Genomic DNA, 17837 nt, shown 5'->3' on the forward strand with positions numbered 1-17837 from the left:
CCTCCTCCGGTCCCCGGCCCGACCACGCTAATCCGGCGCGACGGCCGTCGGGAGGGCGCACGGGGGCAGGTCCGGCGCGCCCGCTAGACGCTCTCCGCCTGGAACATCCAGGCATGCTTCTCAAGGTCGGCGGTAAGCCCGATCAGGATGTCCTGGCTCACCGGATCGGGCTCCGCGGTCGCGTCGATGCGCTGACGCATCCGCCCGATCACCGCGGCAAGCCCGTCCACCAGCGTCTGCACGGCGTCGACGTCCTTGATCCAGCCGTCCGGGGCCGTGGCGATGGCGCTCTGGGACGCCACGGTGACGGCCCGGCCGTCCGGGGTGACGCCGATCGCCGAGGCCCGTTCGGCCACCGTGTCGGAGTGCAGCCGGGCGGTGGCCACCACCTCGTCGAGCTGCAGATGGACGGACCGGAAGCGCGGTCCGACGACATTCCAGTGGACCTGCTTGGCCACCAGGGCGAGGTCCACCAGATCCACAAGCGCACCGCGCAGCGCTTCACCGACGGTCTTGAGATCCGCCTGGGACAGGGGGCTCTTCACGACTGACATCCGTGTCCTCCACTCGGTTCGCCGATACCGTCCCACCATGACACGAACGCACCAAAACGGGCATTCGGGGAGAAGGCCAGAGCGTGAACGGGGAGCGTGAAATGACAGTCGGAGCGTGACCATGGGCAATGACACAGGGGCAATGACAAAGGCCCCGGCAGGCACGCATATGCCAACCGGGGCCCCGCCCCAAACCACACCGGTACGGATCAGGCAGGCCGCTCAGGCTGCGACGACGTCGACCGCCTCGGCAGGCGCCTTGATCGTCACTCGCTCCGTGGGCACCCCCGTCACAGAGGTCACAGAGACGGGGTTGAGCGGGTTCAGCATCGGGCGTACTGGCGCGGGCACCGGCTCGCTCGCCGCTGCCGACTCCGCCAGCTCTGCCAGCGACAGCTCATCGCTCACTTCGCGCATCAGCTCGGACATCCGTACGTCAAGCGCGTCGCAGATCGCGGAGAGCAGTTCGGAGGAAGCCTCCTTCTGCCCCCGTTCCACCTCGGAGAGATAGCCGAGCGAAACTCGGGCGGACGAGGAGACTTCGCGCAGCGTACGGCCCTGGCGCTGGCGCTGCCGACGCAGCACGTCACCCAGCAGGCGACGGAGCAGAATCATCGGTGGCTCCCTCCTCGGACCGCGAAACCGCATCCTTCACGCCCCACCGTACCGCCTTGTGCGGCGGCCGTGCGGGGAGCGATGTCGTGTTCACTCTGGGCTGCAAACATCAAGTCCCCCCGTTCTGTTCCGTATCCTGTGCCCGCGCATTTTCGTGCAGTTCGCCGGAGAGCAGCTCGAGCACGCTCCGTGCACTCTCCATACGGATTTCCGCCCGATCGCCGTTCAATCGCAGCGCGGCCACTTTCTCTTGGCCCTCTGGCCCCGAAACCGCCAGAAACACCGTTCCGACGGGCTGTCCATCCTGTGTATCGGGCCCTGCGACGCCCGTGGTCGCGAGTCCCCACGAAGCCCCCAGGGTCCGCCGTACACCCGCCGCCATCTGCGCCGCTACCTCCGGATCCACCGCCCCGCGCTGCGCCAGAAGCGTCCCGTCGACGCCCAGGAGGTCCTCCTTCAGGGCCGTCGCATAGGCCGTGACCGAGCCCCGGAAGGCGCGCGAGGCACCCGGCACGGCGGTCAGCTCGGCGGCCACCAGACCGCCGGTGAGCGACTCCGCGGCGGCCAGGGTCTCGCCACGCTCCGCAAGCAGCGCCAGCACTTGAGCCGCTGTGCTCACCCGCGGCCCCCTTCGCGCTCACCCGCCGCCCGCTGGGCGGCGAGCCCCTTGCGGCGGAGCACGACGGCCTGCCGGACGTAGTCAAGGCCGGTGACGACTGTCAGCACAACGGCGACAGCCATCACCCAGAAGCGCAGCGTGGCCAGCGGGCCGGTGAGCGCGAGCACATACATGCCCACGGCCGTGCCTTGGGCGAGGGTCTTCATCTTGCCGCCGCGGCTGGCCGGAATGACACCGTGCCGGATCACCCAGAACCGCATCAGGGTGATGCCCAGCTCACGGAAGAGGATCACACCGGTCACCCACCACGGCAGATCCCCGAGGGCCGACAGGCACAGCAGTCCGGCAGCCATGATCGCCTTGTCGGCGATCGGGTCGGCGATCTTCCCGAAGTCGGTGACCAGGTTGTATGTACGTGCCAGATGGCCGTCGAAGATGTCCGTGATCATGGCGACGGCGAAAGCGGCCCAGGCCCAGGCGCGCCAGGCCGGGTCATATCCGCCGTCCTGCAGCATCAGCACCACAAAAGCGGGCACCAGCAGCAGCCTGAGCATGGTGAGGATGTTGGCGATGTTCCACAGGCTGGCCTGATTGACGGCCGCAGCGCCCAGCTTGCCGCCGGGCGCCGGCCTCCCCGCGCCGCCCGCCGCGGATGCCGCCGGGACTCCCGTCACCTGCCCGCCTCCTCAAGCCCTTCGCCGCCGAGCCGCTCCGCCACCAGATCGACGCCTTCCGTACCGATGACCTTCGCCTCGACCATACGGCCGGGCGCAAGGCCCTCACCGGTGGTGAAGAGCACCTGGCCATCGGTCTCGGGCGCCTGGTGCGCCGCGCGTCCCACGGCCGCATACTCGCCGGCATCGGCATCGGCGTCGGCGGGGTCCTCGACGGACTCGACGAGCACCCGGAGAGTCTCGCCGAGGCGCTCCTCCGCGCGCTGCGCGGTCAGCTCCTCGGCCAGCCGCGACAGGTGCTCCAGCCGCTCGGCGATGATGTCGTCGGGCAGTTTGCCCTCGTACGTCACGGCCTCGGTGCCCTCCTCGTCGGAGTATCCGAAGACTCCGACGGCGTCCAGTCGGGCGCCGCTGAGGAAGCGTTCCAGCTCGGCGAAGTCCTCCTCGGTCTCGCCGGGGAAGCCGACGATGAAGTTGGACCGCACTCCGGCCTGCGGCGCCTTGCCGCGGATCGTCTCCAGCAGCTCCAGGAAGCGCTCGGTGTCGCCGAAGCGGCGCATGGCGCGCAGCACCCCGGGCGCGGAGTGCTGGAAGGACAGATCGAAGTACGGAGCGACCTTCTCAGTCGAAGTGAGGACGTCGATCAGTCCGGGGCGCATCTCGGCGGGCTGCAGATAGCTGACCCGTACGCGCTCGATGCCGTCGACGGCCGCAAGCTCGGGCAGCAGGGCCTCCAGCAGCCGGATGTCGCCCAGGTCCTTGCCGTACGAGGTGTTGTTCTCGGAGACCAGCATGATCTCCTTGACGCCCTGCTCAGCGAGCCAGCGCGTCTCCCCGAGCACATCGCTCGGGCGGCGCGAGATGAAGGAGCCGCGGAAGGAGGGGATGGCGCAGAAGGAGCAGCGGCGGTCGCAGCCGGAGGCGAGCTTCACGGAGGCGACCGGGCTGGAGCCGAGCCGTCTGCGCAGCGGGGCCCGCGGGCCGGACACCGGGGCGACGCCCTCCGGGAGGTCGGCCGGGGCCGATTCCTGGGGGGCTGGTTCCTGCGGGGCCCGACCGTGTCCGGGCAGCGCCACATCGGTGGCGCCCTGGCGCTCCACCGGGCTCAGCGGCAGCAGCTTGCGCCGGTCCCGCGGGGTGTGCGAGGCGTGGATTCCGCCGCTGAGGATGGTCTGCAGCCGGTCGGAGATGTCGGCGTAGTCGTCAAAGCCGAGGACGCCGTCCGCCTCGGGCAGCGCCTCGGCCAGGTCCTTGCCGTACCGCTCGGCCATACAGCCGACGGCGACCACGGCCTGGGTCCTGCCGTGGTCCTTGAGGTCGTTCGCCTCCAGCAGCGCGTCGACGGAGTCCTTTTTGGCGGCCTCGACGAAACCGCAGGTGTTGACGACGGCGACGTCCGCGTCCGCGGCATCCTCGACGAGCTGCCAGCCGTCCGCTGCCAGGCGGCCTGCGAGCTCCTCCGAGTCCACCTCGTTACGGGCGCAGCCGAGTGTGACAAGGGCGACGGTACGGCGTTCGGGCATGGACTCAAGACTACTTTGTCCCGAGCGTCACCCCTGCCGCGAGGGCTCCCCGGGGCCCCGGGAGGCCCGTCAGCCCGCTTCGGGGTCGCCCTTGGTGAACGACAGCCGCTCGACCTGGCCCGACTCGAAGTCGTCGTCGACCTGCTTGCCGTTGACGTACAGCTCGATCGCCCCGGCGTTGCCGAGGATCAGATCGATCCGCTCGTCGTCCTGGAATGTCTTGGAATCGCCCTTACGCAGCGTGCCGTCGAAGAGCAGCTTGCCGTTGTGCGACTTGGCGGAGATCCAGCTCTTGTCCTCGACGACGGAGAGCTTGACCGTGACCTTGTCCTTGGGCACGGCGGCGATGGCGCTGTCCGAGGGCTCGGGCTTGGGGTCGGCGGGTTCGCTGGCCGGTTCCTTGCTCGGGGTGGGCTGCTGCTCGGGCGAGGGGCCTTCGGCGACCGTGCTGCTCTTGTCACCGCCGTCAGCGCCGCTGAAGAGGGTGAAGCCGACGAAGCCGATCACGGCGACGATGGCCGCGACCATGGCCGCGGTCCAGTTGGGCCGGCGCGGCTCGGGGCGGATCCGCTCGGCCTCGAAGAGCGGCGCGGCGGGCGTGGGCGTCGGCCGGCCGCCGCGCTCGCCGTCGAACTGTGCGATCAGGGGGCCGGGGTCGATCCCGACCGCGCGGGCGATCATGCGGATATGGCCGCGGGCGTACACATCGCCGCCGGAGCGGGTGAAGTCGTCCTGCTCGATCGCGTGCACGATGGGGATGCGCACCCGCGTGGAGGTGCTGACCTCGTCGACCGTCATGCCTGCTTCGATACGGGCCTGCTGAAGGGCACGGCCGACCGACGGCTGATCGGATTCGACCGGATGCTGGTCATGTTCGGCCGAAGGCTGGTCCTCTTCGGCGGAAGGGCGGTCGTCTTCGGGGGAGTTGCCGATGGACACGGGGGCGCCTTTCGAGCGTGTAGCCACCTGCTGGAGGTTCAGTCTATGAGTGGTGCGAAAGGGTGGGGCAACCGGGCGGACGAAGTTTGTACGCCATCGGAATGGCCGGACATCCCGCTGGCAGGAGCGTCTTGGGGATCATGGTGGGAGATCGAGCTTTCCCTCCCTCCAACTGGACGTACGGCCAAGGGAAACGGTTGCCCGATAAACCCTTACGAGTGAGCCTCCCCGCGGATGACGGCCAGCACTCCATCCAGCTCATCGGCCTTCACAAGAACATCACGTGCCTTTGAGCCTTCGCTCGGCCCCACGATGTTCCGCGACTCCATCAGGTCCATCAGCCGTCCGGCCTTGGCGAAGCCGACGCGCAGCTTCCGCTGGAGCATGGAGGTGGACCCGAACTGGGTGGAGACCACCAGCTCGGCCGCCTGGCACAGCAGATCCAGATCGTCGCCGATGTCCTCGTCGATCTCCTTCTTCTGCTGGCCGCCGACCACGACGTCATCCCGGAAGACCGGGGCCATCTGGTCCTTGCAGTGCCGTACGACGGCCGCGACCTCCTCCTCGGTGACAAAGGCGCCCTGCATCCGGGTGGGCTTGTTGGCGCCCATCGGAAGGAACAGCCCGTCGCCCTTGCCGATCAGCTTCTCCGCGCCGGGCTGGTCGAGGATCACCCGGCTGTCGGCGAGCGAGGAGGTGGCGAAGGCGAGCCGGGAGGGCACATTCGCCTTGATCAGACCGGTGACGACATCGACGGACGGCCGCTGGGTGGCGAGCACCAGGTGGATGCCCGCCGCCCGCGCCAGCTGTGTGATCCGCACGATGGCGTCTTCGACATCGCGCGGGGCGACCATCATCAGATCCGCCAGCTCATCCACGATGACCAGCAGATACGGGTACGGCTGCAGCTCACGCTCACTGCCCTCGGGCGGTTTGACCTTGCCGCTGCGCACGGCCTGGTTGAAGTCGTCGATATGGCGGTAGCCGTATGCGGCGAGATCGTCGTAGCGGAGATCCATTTCCCGTACGACCCACTGGAGAGCTTCGGCCGCCCGCTTGGGGTTGGTGATGATCGGGGTGATCAGATGCGGAATGCCCTCGTAGGCGGTGAGTTCCACCCGCTTGGGATCGATGAGGACCATCCGCACATCCTCCGGGGTGGCCCGCACCATGATCGAGGTGATCAGGCAGTTGATGCAGGACGACTTGCCCGATCCCGTCGCGCCGGCGACCAGCACATGCGGCATCTTCGCCAGATTGGCCATCTCATAGCCGCCCTCGACGTCCTTGCCGAGGGCGACCAGCATCGGGTGCTCGTCTCCCGCGGCGTCCGCGAGCCGCAGCACATCGCCGAGCTTGACCATTTCCCGGTCCGTGTTGGGGATCTCGATGCCGACGGCGGACTTGCCGGGGATCGGCGAGATGATCCGTACATCCGGGCTGGCGACGGCGTAGGCGATGTTCTTGGTCAGCGCGGTGATCCGTTCGACCTTGACGGCCGGGCCCAGCTCGACCTCGTACCGCGTGACCGTCGGACCGCGCGTGAAGCCGGTGACGGCGGCGTCGACCTTGAACTCCGCGAAGACGTTCGTCAGCGAGGCGACGATGGCGTCGTTCGCCGCGCTGCGGGACTTTCCGGGGCCGCCCCGCTCCAGCAGATCGAGCGAGGGCAGCGAGTAGGTGATGTCCCCGGACAGCTGGAGCTGCTCGGCCCGCTGCGGCAGGGGCTGGGACTCCTCCGGGGCGGGCTTGGTCAGATCCGGTACGGACGCGCCCCCGCGGCCCTGCCCTGCGGGGCCCGCGCTCCCGGGCTCGCGCGCGCCCGGCACGGGGCTCGCGGCCCGCTCGCGGTCGGCCGTCACATCCCTGGTCAGGCCGGCGACGAGCGGCGACGGCGGCAGGCCGCCCAGCACCGCCCCGTCCAGGGACGCCGCGGCGGCCGCGGCCACGTCGACCGCGTCCATCGGCCGGCCGAGGGCCGGCTCCTGAAGCTTCCGGCTCTTCCGGCGGCGCTGTGAGAGCGCTGTCTCCTCGGCCCGGCCGGGGTCGTCCCCGGCCGGGCCGCCGGGCCTGCGCGCCGGTGACCTGCGGCGGGAGCCCGCGGGCAGGGCCTCACGCCACTGCTGCTCGTAGCGCTCGTCGTCGTCCGTGCCGATCGGATCGGCCGCCGGGTCGTACGGGGCGTCGACCAGGCCCAGCTTGGAGCCGAGCAGCCGCAGCCGCTGCGGAATGGCGTTGACGGGCGTCGCGGTGACGACCAGCAGCCCGAAGAACGTCAGCAGAAGCAGCAGCGGTACGGCGAGGACCTCGCCCATCATGAAGACCAGCGGCTTGGACGCGGCCCAGCCGACCAGGCCGCCCGCGTCCTGCATCGCCTCCGTGCCCTCGCCGCGGCCCGGGGAGCCGCAGGCGATGTGGACCTGCCCGAGGACGCCGATGACCAGGGCGGACAGACCGATGACGATCCGGCCGTTGGCCTCGGGCCTCTCCGGATAGAGGAACAGGCGTACGGAGATCGCGCCGAGCAGTATCGGCGCAAGCAGATCGAGTCTGCCGAAGGCCCCGGTCACCAGCATTTCGACGAGATCGCCGACCGGGCCGTTCAGATGCGACCAGGTGCCGGCGGCGACGATCAGGGCGAGCCCGAGCAGGAGCAGCGCCAGGCCGTCCTTGCGATGGGCCGGGTCGAGCCCCTTCGCACCCCGCCCTATGCCGCGGAACAGCGCGGCGACGGCATGCGCGAGCCCCAGCCAGACGGCGCGGGTGATCCGGTACACGCCGGAGGTGGGGGACGGAGCGGGCTTGGGCGCGGCGGCCTTCTTCGCCGGCGCCTTCTTCGCGGGCCCCTTCTTGGCGGCCGTCTTCTTCGCGGGGGCGGACTTCTTCGCGGGCGCCGTCTTCTTCGCGGGAGCGCCGGTCGTACGGCCGGCGCGCGGCTTCGCGGTGCCCGCCGTGCCCTGGGAACCTGTGCCGGACGTACGTGAGGCCATGGCAGTGAGGTTACCGGTGTCGACGGCAGCGGACACGTGTGCCCACTGCTTCACCCGTTCGTGTCGCTGCGGCTGTGGCAGAGAAATTGACGCGCGCTCAAACGCCCTGGATCGACCGGTGTGTCCGTCAGCTCTGCGACGACAGTGCGGATGCGCCTCCCGCACCGGGCTCCAGCGCGTCCAGCGCCCGGCGCAGTCCGCTGAGTTTGCGCTCGAGATGCGCGGCGGTGGCGACGGCCGCGGCGTCCGCCGAGTCGTCGTCGAGCTGTTTGGAGAGCGCTTCGGCCTGCTCCTCGACCGCCGCGAGCCGCGCGGACAGTTCGGCGAGCAGCCCGGCGGGCTCCTTGGGGTCCCCCGCGCTCGCCTGACCGCTGCCCTCCAGCTGGAGCCGCAGCAGCGCCGCCTGCTCGCGCAGCTGGCAGTTCTTCATATAGAGCTCGACGAAGACCGAGACCTTCGCACGGAGCACCCAGGGGTCGAACGGCTTGGAGATGTAGTCGACCGCACCTGCCGCATAGCCCCGGAAGGTGTGGTGGGGTCCGTGGTTGATGGCCGTCAGGAAGATGATGGGGATGTCACGGGTCCGCTCGCGGCGCTTGATGTGCGCGGCTGTCTCGAATCCGTCCATGCCCGGCATCTGGACGTCCAGAAGAATGACCGCGAAGTCGTCTGTCAGCAGCGCTTTGAGCGCTTCCTCCCCTGACGATGCCCGCACCAGCGTCTGATCGAGCGCAGAGAGGATGGCCTCCAGCGCCAGCAGATTCTCCGGCCGGTCATCGACCAGGAGGATCTTGGCCTTCTGCACCATGGCCCGTCCTCCTCGCCCCGGTTTGGGGTCTCCCCGGCTCGCCGAGCCGGGGGACGCACCGGGCGCCGCCCCAGGGGACGGCTCCCTTACGCCGCCCGCCCTTGTGCCGGTCATGGTAGCCGCACCCCGGCCGTCGCCACACCCTGTCACCGCGATGTCACTGTGCACGTAGCAGAAACGTAGTGGAAGACCAGAAGGTTCCCGGATTACCGGGTTCACACGCCCTGGCGGGCACAGTGAGTCAGTGCGGGCCTTCCGTTCGCGCGAGCCCCGGGGGGGCCGCACGGACGGAAGGCCCCCGGCCTCACTGCGGGCGCATCCACTGGTCCATCACCGACAGCAGATGGTCCGGGTCCACCGGCTTCGTCACATAGTCCGACGCACCGGACTCGATCGCCTTCTCCCGGTCCCCCTTCATCGCCTTCGCCGTCAGCGCGATGATCGGCAGGCCCGCGAACTGCGGCATCCGCCTGATCGCCGTCGTGGTCGCGTACCCGTCCATCTCCGGCATCATGATGTCCATCAGAACGACGGTCACATCGTCATGCTGCTCCAGGACTTCGATGCCCTCACGGCCGTTCTCCGCGTAGAGCACCGACAGACCGTGCTGCTCCAGCACGCTGGTGAGCGCGAAGACATTGCGGATGTCGTCATCGACGATCAGCACCTTCTCGCCGTCGAAGGCGAACGACCGCCGCTGCTCGGGCGCCTCCTGGCCGCCCGCGCCCGCACGCTGGCCGTGCGGGGGCTGGGCCGCGCCGGGCTCGGCCGCGGCCGGCTGGCCGGGCAGCGAGGGCCGCTGCCCCGCGGCCCCGCCCAGTGCGCCCCGTCGGCGCCGGAAGAGCGCGCCGGGCCCCGGCTGCGCGCCCTCCGGCGGAGGCGTCGCAGCCGCTGCGGGCGCGCCGGAGGACTCCGGCGCCGACGGCGCCGCCGCATCCGCCGGCCGCGGCTCGCCGGGCGCCTCGGTCTGCGGCGTCTCCTCCGTGCTCACCGCGTCCTCGGCCGACGGCAGCTGCGGCCTCGGCGTCAGCTGGGGGTATCCCTGCGGCGGCAGTTCGGCGGGGTGCAGCGGCAGATACAGCGTGAAGGTCGAGCCACGCCCCGGCTCGCTGGCCGCGTGGATCTCGCCGCCCAGCAGCCGTGCGATCTCCCGGCTGATCGACAGGCCCAGCCCCGTGCCGCCGTACTTGCGACTCGTCGTGCCGTCGGCCTGCTTGAACGCCTCGAAGATCACCCGCATCTTGCTCGCCGCGATTCCGATGCCGGTGTCGGTCACCGAGAAAGCGATCAGCTCACCGTCCGCGTCCTGCAACGACCCGGCCTCCAGCAGCTGTTCGCGGATCGACTGCGGCACATCGGCGCTCGCGGGCCTGATCACCAGCTCCACGGCCCCGCTGTCGGTGAACTTCACCGCGTTCGACAGCAGATTGCGCAGCACCTGCAGCAGCCGCTGCTCGTCGGTGTGCAGAGTGACGGGCAGCTCCGGCGAGACCCGCACCGAGAAGTCGAGCCCCTTCTCCGCGGTGAGCGGCCGGAACGTCGCCTCCACATAGTCCACGAGCTGGACCAGCGCGATCCGGGTGGGGCTGACGTCCATCTTGCCCGCCTCGACCTTCGACAGATCGAGGATGTCGTTGATCAGCTGCAGCAGATCGGAGCCCGCTCCGTGGATCGTCTCGGAGAACTCCACCTGCTTGGGCGTGAGGTTGTTCTCGGCGTTGTCGGCCAGCAGCTTGGCCAGAATGAGCAGCGAGTTGAGCGGCGTACGCAGCTCGTGCGACATGTTCGCCAGGAACTCGGACTTGTAGCGCATGGAGACGGCGAGCTGCTCGGCGCGCTCCTCCAGCACCTGCCTGGCCTCCTCGATCTCGGTGTTCTTCACCTCGATGTCGCGGTTCTGCTGGGCGAGCAGTTCGGCCTTCTCCTCCAGTTCCGCGTTGGACGCCTGCAGCGCCTTCTGCCGGTTCTCCAGCTCCGCGGAGCGCTCCCGCAGCTGCTCGGTGAGCTCCTGCGACTGCTTGAGCAGCTGCTCGGTCTTCGTATTGACGCTGATGGTGTTGACGCTCGTCGCGATCATCTCGGCGATTTGGTTGAGGAAGTCCCGCTGGATCTGGGTGAACGGCTGGAACGACGCCAGCTCGATCACTCCGAGGACCTGCCCCTCGAACAGCACCGGCAGCACGATCACATACGCGGGCGAGGCCTCCCCGAGCCCCGAGGAGATCTTCAGATAGCCGGGCGGCACATTGACCTGGATGGTGCGCTTCTCCTCCGCGGCCGTGCCGATCAACGTCTCGCCGGGCCGGAACGACGTCGGCATCAGCCCGGCCGAGTAGCCGTAACTGGCACGCATGACCAGCTCATAGCCGTGCTCCCCGCCCGTCGACACATCCGACGCATCACCTGTCGGCATCGCCAGGAAGAACGCGCCGTGCTGGGCGGAGACCACCGGGGTCAGCTCGCTCATGATCAGCGAGGCGACGTCGTCCAGATCGCGCCTGCCCTGCATCAGACCGGAGATGCGGGCCAGATTGCCCTTGAGCCAGTCCTGCTCCTCGTTGGCGAGGGTGGTGTCACGCAGGTTCGCGATCATCGTGTTGATGTTGTCCTGAAGGACCTGGATCTCACCGGCCGCATCCACGTCGATCTTGAGATTGAGATCGCCGCGGGTCACCGCCGTGGCGACCGCCGCGATCGCGCGCACCTGCCGGGTCAGATTCCCGGCCATCTCGTTCACCGACTCGGTCAGATCCCGCCAGGTGCCGTCCACGTCCCGCACCCGCGCCTGACCGCCCAGCTGTCCGTCCGTGCCCACCTCGCGGGCCACACGTGTGACCTCCTCGGCGAACGACGACAGCTGATCGACCATCGTGTTGATGGTGGTCTTCAGCTCCAGGATCTCGCCGCGGGCATCGATGTCGATCTTCCTGGTGAGATCGCCCTTGGCGATGGCGGTGGTGACCGTCGCGATCTGGCGCACCTGACCGGTCAGATTGGACGCCATGTTGTTCACCGACTCGGTGAGGTCCTTCCAGGTGCCCGAGACGCCCGGCACGCGTGCCTGGCCGCCCAGCCGGCCGTCCGTGCCCACCTCACGCGCCACGCGCGTGACTTCGTCGGCGAACGACGACAGCGTCGTCACCATCGTGTTGACGGTGTCGGCCAGCTCGGCGACCTCGCCCCGCGCCTCGACGGTGACCTTCTTCGTCAGATCGCCGTTGGCCACGGCCGTGGCGACCCGGGAGATATTGCGCACCTGGCTGGTCAGATTGTTGGCCATCAGGTTGACGTTGTCGCTGAGGTCTTCCCAGATGCCGGTGACGCCGCGCACGCGCGCCTGGCCGCCCAGCACACCCTCCGTACCCACCTCGCGGGCCACGCGGGTCACCTCGTCGGCGAAGTCCAGCAGCTGGTCCACCATCGTGTTGACCGTGGTCACCAGCTCAAGGATCTCGCCCTTGGCGTCGACCGTGATCTTCTTCGACAGATCGCCCTGGGCGACCGCCTTCGTCACCTCGGCGATATTGCGCACCTGCGAGGTGAGGTTGTTCGCCATGAAGTTGACGGACTGGGTCAGGTCCTTCCAGGTGCCGGAGACGCCCTGCACCTCCGCCTGACCGCCGAGGATGCCCTCCGTGCCCACCTCGCGCGCCACGCGCGTGACCTGCTCGGCGAAGTTGGAGAGCTGGTCCACCATCGTGTTGAGGGTGTTCTTCAGCTCAAGGATCTCACCGCGCGCATCGACGTCGATCTTCTGTGACAGGTCGCCGCGCGCCACCGCCGTGGCGACCTGAGCGATATTGCGGACCTGCTCGGTGAGATTGCCCGCCATGCCGTTCACCGAGTCGGTCAGATCGCGCCATACGCCGGCGACGCCCGGCACCTGTGCCTGGCCGCCGAGCCGGCCTTCCGTGCCGACCTCGCGCGCCACCCGGGTGACCTGGTCCGCGAAGGCGGACAGCTGGTCGACCATGGTGTTGATGGTGTTCTTCAGCTCAAGGATCTCACCGCGCGCATCGACGTCGATCTTCTGCGTCAGATCGCCGCGCGCCACCGCCGTGGTCACCTGAGCGATCTGCCGCACCTGGGAGGTGAGATTCCCGGCCATGAAGTTGACGGAATCCGTCAGCTCCTTCCAGGTGCCGGAGACTCCGGGCACGCGTGCCTGGCCGCCGAGCCGGCCCTCCGTGCCCACGTCCCGCGCCATCCTGGTGACCTGGTCGGCGAAGGCGGACAGCTGCGCCACCATCGTGTTGACGGTGTTCTTCAGCTCCAGCATCTCCCCGGCCACATCCACCGTGACCTTCTGCGACAGATCACCGTTCGCAACCGCCGTCGTCACCTGCGCGATATCCCGCACCTGCCCGGTGAGGTTGCGGAACGCGGTGTTCACCGAGTCGGTCAGGTCCTTCCAGGTCCCGGCCGCTCCCGGCACCTCCGCCTGGCCGCCGAGCCGGCCCTCGACGCCGACCTCCCGGGCCACGCGCGTCACCTCGGAGCCGAACGACTGAAGCTGATCCACCATCGTGTTGACGGTGTTCTTCAGCTCCAGCATCTCCCCGGCCACATCCACCGTGACCTTCTGCGACAGATCGCCGTTCGCAACCGCCGTCGTCACCTGCGCGATGTCCCGCACCTGAGTGGTCAGATTGCGGAAGACCGTGTTCACGGAGTCCGTGAGGTCCTTCCAGGTGCCCGCGGCGCCGGGGACCTGCGCCTGGCCGCCCAGCAGCCCCTCTGCGCCGACCTCGCTCGCGACCCGGGTGACCTCGTCCGCGAAGGTGCGCAGCGTCTCGGTCATCTGGTTGATGGTCTCGGCGAGCTGCGCGACCTCGCCGCGTGCGCTCACGGTCACCTTCTGCGACAGATCGCCGTTGGCGACCGCCGTGGTGACCTCGGCGATGCCGCGCACCTGGTTGGTGAGGTTCCCGGCCATGGTGTTGACGGAGTCGGTGAGGTCCTTCCACACCCCGGCCACGCCCGGCACGGTCGCCTGACCGCCCAGCTCGCCTTCGGTGCCGACCTCCCGGGCGACCCTCGTCACCTCCGAGGAGAAGGACTGGAGCTGGTCGACCATCGTGTTGACGGTCTCCTTCAGCTCCAGCATCTCGCCGGCGACATGCACGGTGACCTTCTGCGACAGATCGCCCTTGGCCACCGCCGTGGTCACCAGCGCGATATCGCGCACCTGGGCGGTCAGCCGGTACGCCATGGTGTTCACGGAGTCCGTCAGGTCCTTCCAGGACCCGGACATGCCGCGCACCTGGGCCTGGCCGCCGAGCTTGCCCTCGGTGCCGACCTCCAGCGCCACGCGCGTCACCTCGTCGGTGAACGCCGACAGCTGGTCGACCAGATTGTTGACCGTACGCGCGACCTTCAGGAACTCGCCGCGCAGCGGCCGTACGGACCCCTCCGAGCCGTCCGCGCCGTGCGAGCGCAGCTCCATACGCTGCTCCAGGTCGCCGTCGGCGACGGCGGACAGCACCCGCCCCACCTCGGACACCGGCCGTGCCAGATCGTCCACCAGCGCGTTGGCCGCGTCGATCGCCTGCGACCAGGAGCCCTCCAGGGTGCCGGGCTCCAGGCGCTCGGACAGCTTCCCCTCACGCCCGACCACCCTCCGCACCCGGGCGATCTCACCGGTCAGATGGAGATTGCGGTCCGCGACCTCGTTGAAGACAGCCGCGATCTCCGCCATGACGCCGTCGCCGGACACGGTGAGACGACGCCGGAAGTTTCCGTCCCGCATCGACACCAAAGCGGCCAGCAGCCGGTTCAGGGCCGCCGTATCCACTTCGGTGGTCCCATGGCTCCGGGACCGTCCGGCCTTCGCGCGCGTGCTCGTGCCACGCGCCGCCATGTCAGACTCCACCGTGTCCCTCCCGCAGGGGTTGACCGTACTGCCCGGGCTGTTCCGGGAAGCCTGCCCAGTGTTTCACCATGGCCGAACCAGGCCATAACAGTTCGGCAGCTTCGCATAACGTCCCCGCCCCTGGAGGGTGGAAACAGCGCCGACCGGCATCCGCTCGGACAGCGAAGGTAAGTAACCTGGCATCCGGCTGTCCAACCGCCCCGGTCCGCCCGGCGGGGGCGGAGCGGGGCGAGATCTACCACCGGGCACCGGGAGGGGCGGGCCACACATGGCAGAGCCGGGCGTCGAGACGCGTACGAGGAGTTCTGTGATCACCGCGCGGGCGGCTGCCAGCTTTGACCCGGTCGGACGGTCCGTCGCGGCCGCCCGCGCGTTCGTCCGCGACACCCTCCAGGGGTGGGGCTACTCCGACGTCGTCGACGACGCAGTCGTCCTCACCAGCGAGCTGGTCACCAACGCCGTCATCCACGCGGGAACCGCCGCTGACGTGCTGTGCCTGCGCACAGACGAAGGGGTACGGGTGGAGGTCGGCGACCGCTACCCGGAGCGCGAGGTCCCGATCCACGGCGCGCACCATTCGCTGAGCCATCCCGACCGCGAGAACGGCCGCGGTCTGCTGCTGTGCGCCGCGCTCGCCTCCCGCTGGGGCGTCGACTACACCCCCACCCACAAGCAGGTCTGGTTCCAGCTCGACCTCCCGCATCGTCCCGTGGGCACCCGCTCCGCCGGTCCCGCGCTCCCCGCGGCTCTGCTCCCCGTCGCCGACGAGCACGTCCGCGTGGCCGTCGTGCAGATCGACCGCACCGGCGCGATCTCCGCCTGGAACGAGGACGCCGAGCATCTCTTCGGCTATGCGTCGGAGCAGGTCGTCGGCAAGCCCCTCACCGATCTCGCCGCCTGGCCCCACACCCCCGGCACGGGCACCGGCATCGTCGAGGCCCTGCAGCTCTCCCGCTGGGAGGGCAGCTACGGCATCCGCGGCGCCGACGGCCGTGTCGTCCCCGTCTACGCCTCTCATCTGCGCGTACGCGATACGCAGGGCGAACCGTCGACCGTCTGCCTGCTGGTGCGCGACGGGGAGCGCGCCGTGCTCCAGACGCCGCAGCGCGCCGCCGTCAGCGACCCGGGCGGGGAGAGCCGCGTCACAGACCCCTTCGAGGTGTTCATCGGCTCCCCCGCGCCGGACGACCTGGACGGCCTGCTCCAGCGCACCGTGGAGCGCGCCCGGGACATGCTCGACGGCGACGCCGCGTTTCTGCTGCTGGCCACAGACGACGAGACGGAGCTGGAGGTACGGGCCACGACCGGCCTGCCGTCGGCCCGCCAGCGCTTCGCCCGCGTGCCCGTGGAGGCCGGCACCGGACGATACGGCTCCGCCCGGATGCCTGCGGTCCACGAGGACCTCACCGCGGTGCCCGGTGCCGTCCCGCTGCTCAACTCGACCGGCATGCGCTCGGTCGTCACCGTGCCGCTGAAGGTCGAAGGACGCCTCACCGGCTCCCTCGGCGTCGCGGCCGAAGCCGCCGGCCGGTACTCCAACGAGGAGGCGCTGCGCCTCCAGTTCGCCGCCGACCGCATCGCCCTGGCCGTCGAATCCGCCCGCCTCGGCGAGCTGGAACGGCTGCGCCGCGGCTCCCTGAGCTTCCTCGTGGAGGCGTCGGACCTGCTCGCCGGCACGCTCGACCGCGACCAGACGCTGGCGCTGATGGCTCAGATGACGGTCCCCACCCTGGCCACCTGGTGCGCGGTCTACACGATCGCCGACCAGTCCTCCGACCCGTACCTCAGCTATGTCCTGCACGAGGACGAGGAGCGTATCGACGGCCTCAAGGACCTGCTGTCACGCATCGATCCGCCGGACCCGGTGCCCACCCCCGGCGCCCGCGTATGGACCGCCCCCGATGACGCGGCACGGCAGGCCGCCCTGCTCGTGTCGAAGCGGGAGCTCGGTTACGGCTCCAGCCGCCCGGTGTCGTCCGGCATCGGCGTCACGCTCGCGACCGCGGCCGCCGTCGGCGGTGAGACAGTGGTGCTGCCGCTCGTGGCCCGCAACCGCGTCATCGGCATGCTCACGCTCGGCAAACCGACCGACGACCACTTCCGTCAGGAGATCCTCGAACTCGCCGAGGACCTTTCCCGCCGGGCGGCGCTCGCCCTCGACAACGCACGCCTGTATTCGGAGCGCATGGCCATCAGCCAGTCCCTGCAGCGCAGTCTGCTGCCTCCGGGGCTGCCGCAGATCCCCGGCGTCGAGGTCGAGGTGATCTACCGCGCGGCCGGCGAGGGCAATGAGGTGGGCGGCGACTTCTACGATCTCTTCCCCATCCGCGACGACGCATACGGCTTCGCCATCGGCGACGTCTGCGGCACCGGCCCGGAGGCGGCTGCCGTCACCGGTCTGGCCCGGCACGCCCTGCGCCTCCTCGCCCGTGAGGGCTTCGGAGGCCCTGCGGTCCTGGAGCGCCTGAACGCGGCGATCCTCGACGAGGGTGCGCGAAGCCGCTTTCTCACGCTGCTGTACGGCGAGCTGTGGCCGCAGGAGGACGGCAGTGCGGTCCTCAAGGTCGTCTGCGCGGGCCATCCGCTGCCGCTCCGGCTGCGCCAGGACGGCACGGTCTCCCCGGCCGCCGAACCGCAGCCGCTGCTGGGCGTCATGGAGGACCTGGAGCTGTACGAGCAGATCGTCACCCTTGATCCGGGCGATGTGCTGCTGTGCGTCACGGACGGCGTCACCGAACGCCGCGAGGGAACCCGCATGCTGGGGGATGACGGCCTGGTCGACGTCCTGAAGTCCTGTACGGGCCTGACGGCCGGCGCGGTCGCCGCCCGCGTCCTCCGCGCCGTGGAACGCTTCGCGGCCGAGCCGGCCTCCGATGACATGGCGATCCTGGCGATGCGCGTCCCGGAGCCGCACACCATCTGACACCTGACGCGCAGTCTGCCCACATACGATGAAGGCCCCCCGCCAGATGGCGGGGGGCCTTCATCGTTTCTGTCCGAGCCCCCAAACGGAATCGAACCGTTGACCTTCTCCTTACCATGGAGACGCTCTGCCGACTGAGCTATAGGGGCCTGCCGCCTTTGGCGGTTTCCCGCGCCGCGACATGAAGAATCATACCCCGAACGGACGTGTGCTCCTAACCGGCGGGGCATCAGATCCCGGCTTACGGAGCTGAGTTATCTCGGGTTGCCGGGGGCGACCCGCGGTGGAAGTGCACAACGCAGAAGAGCCCCGCACCATCC

At 69.5% G+C, this 17837-nt stretch carries 10 protein-coding genes and 1 tRNA gene; 1 reads left to right on the forward strand and 10 read right to left on the reverse strand.

What is annotated here, in order from left to right:
* Positions 1 to 83 precede the first annotated feature (83 nt).
* From OF819_RS13890 to OF819_RS13930, 9 genes are all read right to left on the reverse strand, one after another.
* Positions 84 to 554 carry a Dps family protein gene (locus OF819_RS13890; RefSeq protein WP_267243797.1) on the reverse strand — a complete coding sequence of 157 codons (471 nt, stop codon included), beginning with the start codon at positions 552 to 554 and terminating at the stop codon, positions 84 to 86.
* A 222-nt stretch (positions 555 to 776) separates the two neighbouring features.
* On the reverse strand, positions 777 to 1169 hold the full coding sequence (locus tag OF819_RS13895; RefSeq protein WP_240137929.1) for a helix-turn-helix domain-containing protein: 393 nt from the start codon (positions 1167 to 1169) through the stop codon (positions 777 to 779).
* 109 nt (positions 1170 to 1278) lie between these two features.
* The gene (locus tag OF819_RS13900) at positions 1279 to 1788 is read right to left on the reverse strand and encodes a CinA family protein (RefSeq protein WP_267243798.1); all 510 of its coding nucleotides are present in this window, start codon (positions 1786 to 1788) and stop codon (positions 1279 to 1281) included.
* Positions 1785 to 2462, reverse strand: coding sequence for a CDP-diacylglycerol--glycerol-3-phosphate 3-phosphatidyltransferase (gene pgsA / locus OF819_RS13905; protein WP_267243799.1), 678 nt, complete (start codon positions 2460 to 2462; stop codon positions 1785 to 1787). The genes OF819_RS13900 and pgsA overlap by 4 nt, the downstream gene beginning before the upstream one ends.
* Positions 2459 to 3985, reverse strand: coding sequence for a 30S ribosomal protein S12 methylthiotransferase RimO (gene rimO / locus OF819_RS13910; RefSeq protein ID WP_267243800.1), 1527 nt, complete (start codon positions 3983 to 3985; stop codon positions 2459 to 2461). Before rimO ends, pgsA begins: the two co-directional genes overlap by 4 nt.
* Positions 3986 to 4054: 69 nt before the next feature.
* The gene (locus OF819_RS13915) at positions 4055 to 4924 is read right to left on the reverse strand and encodes a helix-turn-helix domain-containing protein (RefSeq protein ID WP_267243801.1); all 870 of its coding nucleotides are present in this window, start codon (positions 4922 to 4924) and stop codon (positions 4055 to 4057) included.
* Positions 4925 to 5136: 212 nt separating this feature from the next.
* Positions 5137 to 7914 carry a DNA translocase FtsK gene (locus OF819_RS13920; protein WP_267243802.1) on the reverse strand — a complete coding sequence of 926 codons (2778 nt, stop codon included), beginning with the start codon at positions 7912 to 7914 and terminating at the stop codon, positions 5137 to 5139.
* A 127-nt stretch (positions 7915 to 8041) separates the two neighbouring features.
* The gene (locus tag OF819_RS13925; RefSeq protein ID WP_267243803.1) at positions 8042 to 8722 is read right to left on the reverse strand and encodes a response regulator; all 681 of its coding nucleotides are present in this window, start codon (positions 8720 to 8722) and stop codon (positions 8042 to 8044) included.
* A gap of 304 nt (positions 8723 to 9026) precedes the next feature.
* On the reverse strand, positions 9027 to 14582 hold the full coding sequence (locus OF819_RS13930) for a HAMP domain-containing protein (protein WP_267243804.1): 5556 nt from the start codon (positions 14580 to 14582) through the stop codon (positions 9027 to 9029).
* Between the two features lie 280 nt (positions 14583 to 14862).
* On the opposite strand from OF819_RS13930, the gene OF819_RS13935 reads away from it, so the two are divergent.
* Positions 14863 to 17517: a SpoIIE family protein phosphatase gene (locus tag OF819_RS13935; protein WP_267243805.1), complete on the forward strand. Its 2655-nt coding sequence runs from the start codon at positions 14863 to 14865 to the stop codon at positions 17515 to 17517.
* A 76-nt stretch (positions 17518 to 17593) separates the two neighbouring features.
* Here OF819_RS13935 and OF819_RS13940 read toward each other — a convergent pair.
* A tRNA-Thr gene (locus tag OF819_RS13940) sits at positions 17594 to 17666 on the reverse strand.
* Positions 17667 to 17837 lie beyond the last annotated feature (171 nt).

The organism is Streptomyces sp. PR69 (genome assembly GCF_026420845.1).
Taxonomy (GTDB): Bacteria; Actinomycetota; Actinomycetes; order Streptomycetales; family Streptomycetaceae; genus Streptomyces.

What these genes read in the sequence shown, in the direction of transcription:
- OF819_RS13890 (WP_267243797.1), bottom strand. Translation starts at nt 554, where the DNA reads ATGTCAGTCGTGAAGAGCCCCCTGTCCCAGGCGGATCTCAAGACCGTC.
- OF819_RS13895 (WP_240137929.1), bottom strand. Translation starts at nt 1,169, where the DNA reads ATGATTCTGCTCCGTCGCCTGCTGGGTGACGTGCTGCGTCGGCAGCGC.
- rimO (WP_267243800.1), bottom strand. Translation starts at nt 3,985, where the DNA reads ATGCCCGAACGCCGTACCGTCGCCCTTGTCACACTCGGCTGCGCCCGT.
- OF819_RS13920 (WP_267243802.1), bottom strand. Translation starts at nt 7,914, where the DNA reads ATGGCCTCACGTACGTCCGGCACAGGTTCCCAGGGCACGGCGGGCACC.
- OF819_RS13925 (WP_267243803.1), bottom strand. Translation starts at nt 8,722, where the DNA reads ATGGTGCAGAAGGCCAAGATCCTCCTGGTCGATGACCGGCCGGAGAAT.
- OF819_RS13930 (WP_267243804.1), bottom strand. Translation starts at nt 14,582, where the DNA reads ATGGCGGCGCGTGGCACGAGCACGCGCGCGAAGGCCGGACGGTCCCGG.
- OF819_RS13935 (WP_267243805.1), top strand. Translation starts at nt 14,863, where the DNA reads ATGGCAGAGCCGGGCGTCGAGACGCGTACGAGGAGTTCTGTGATCACC.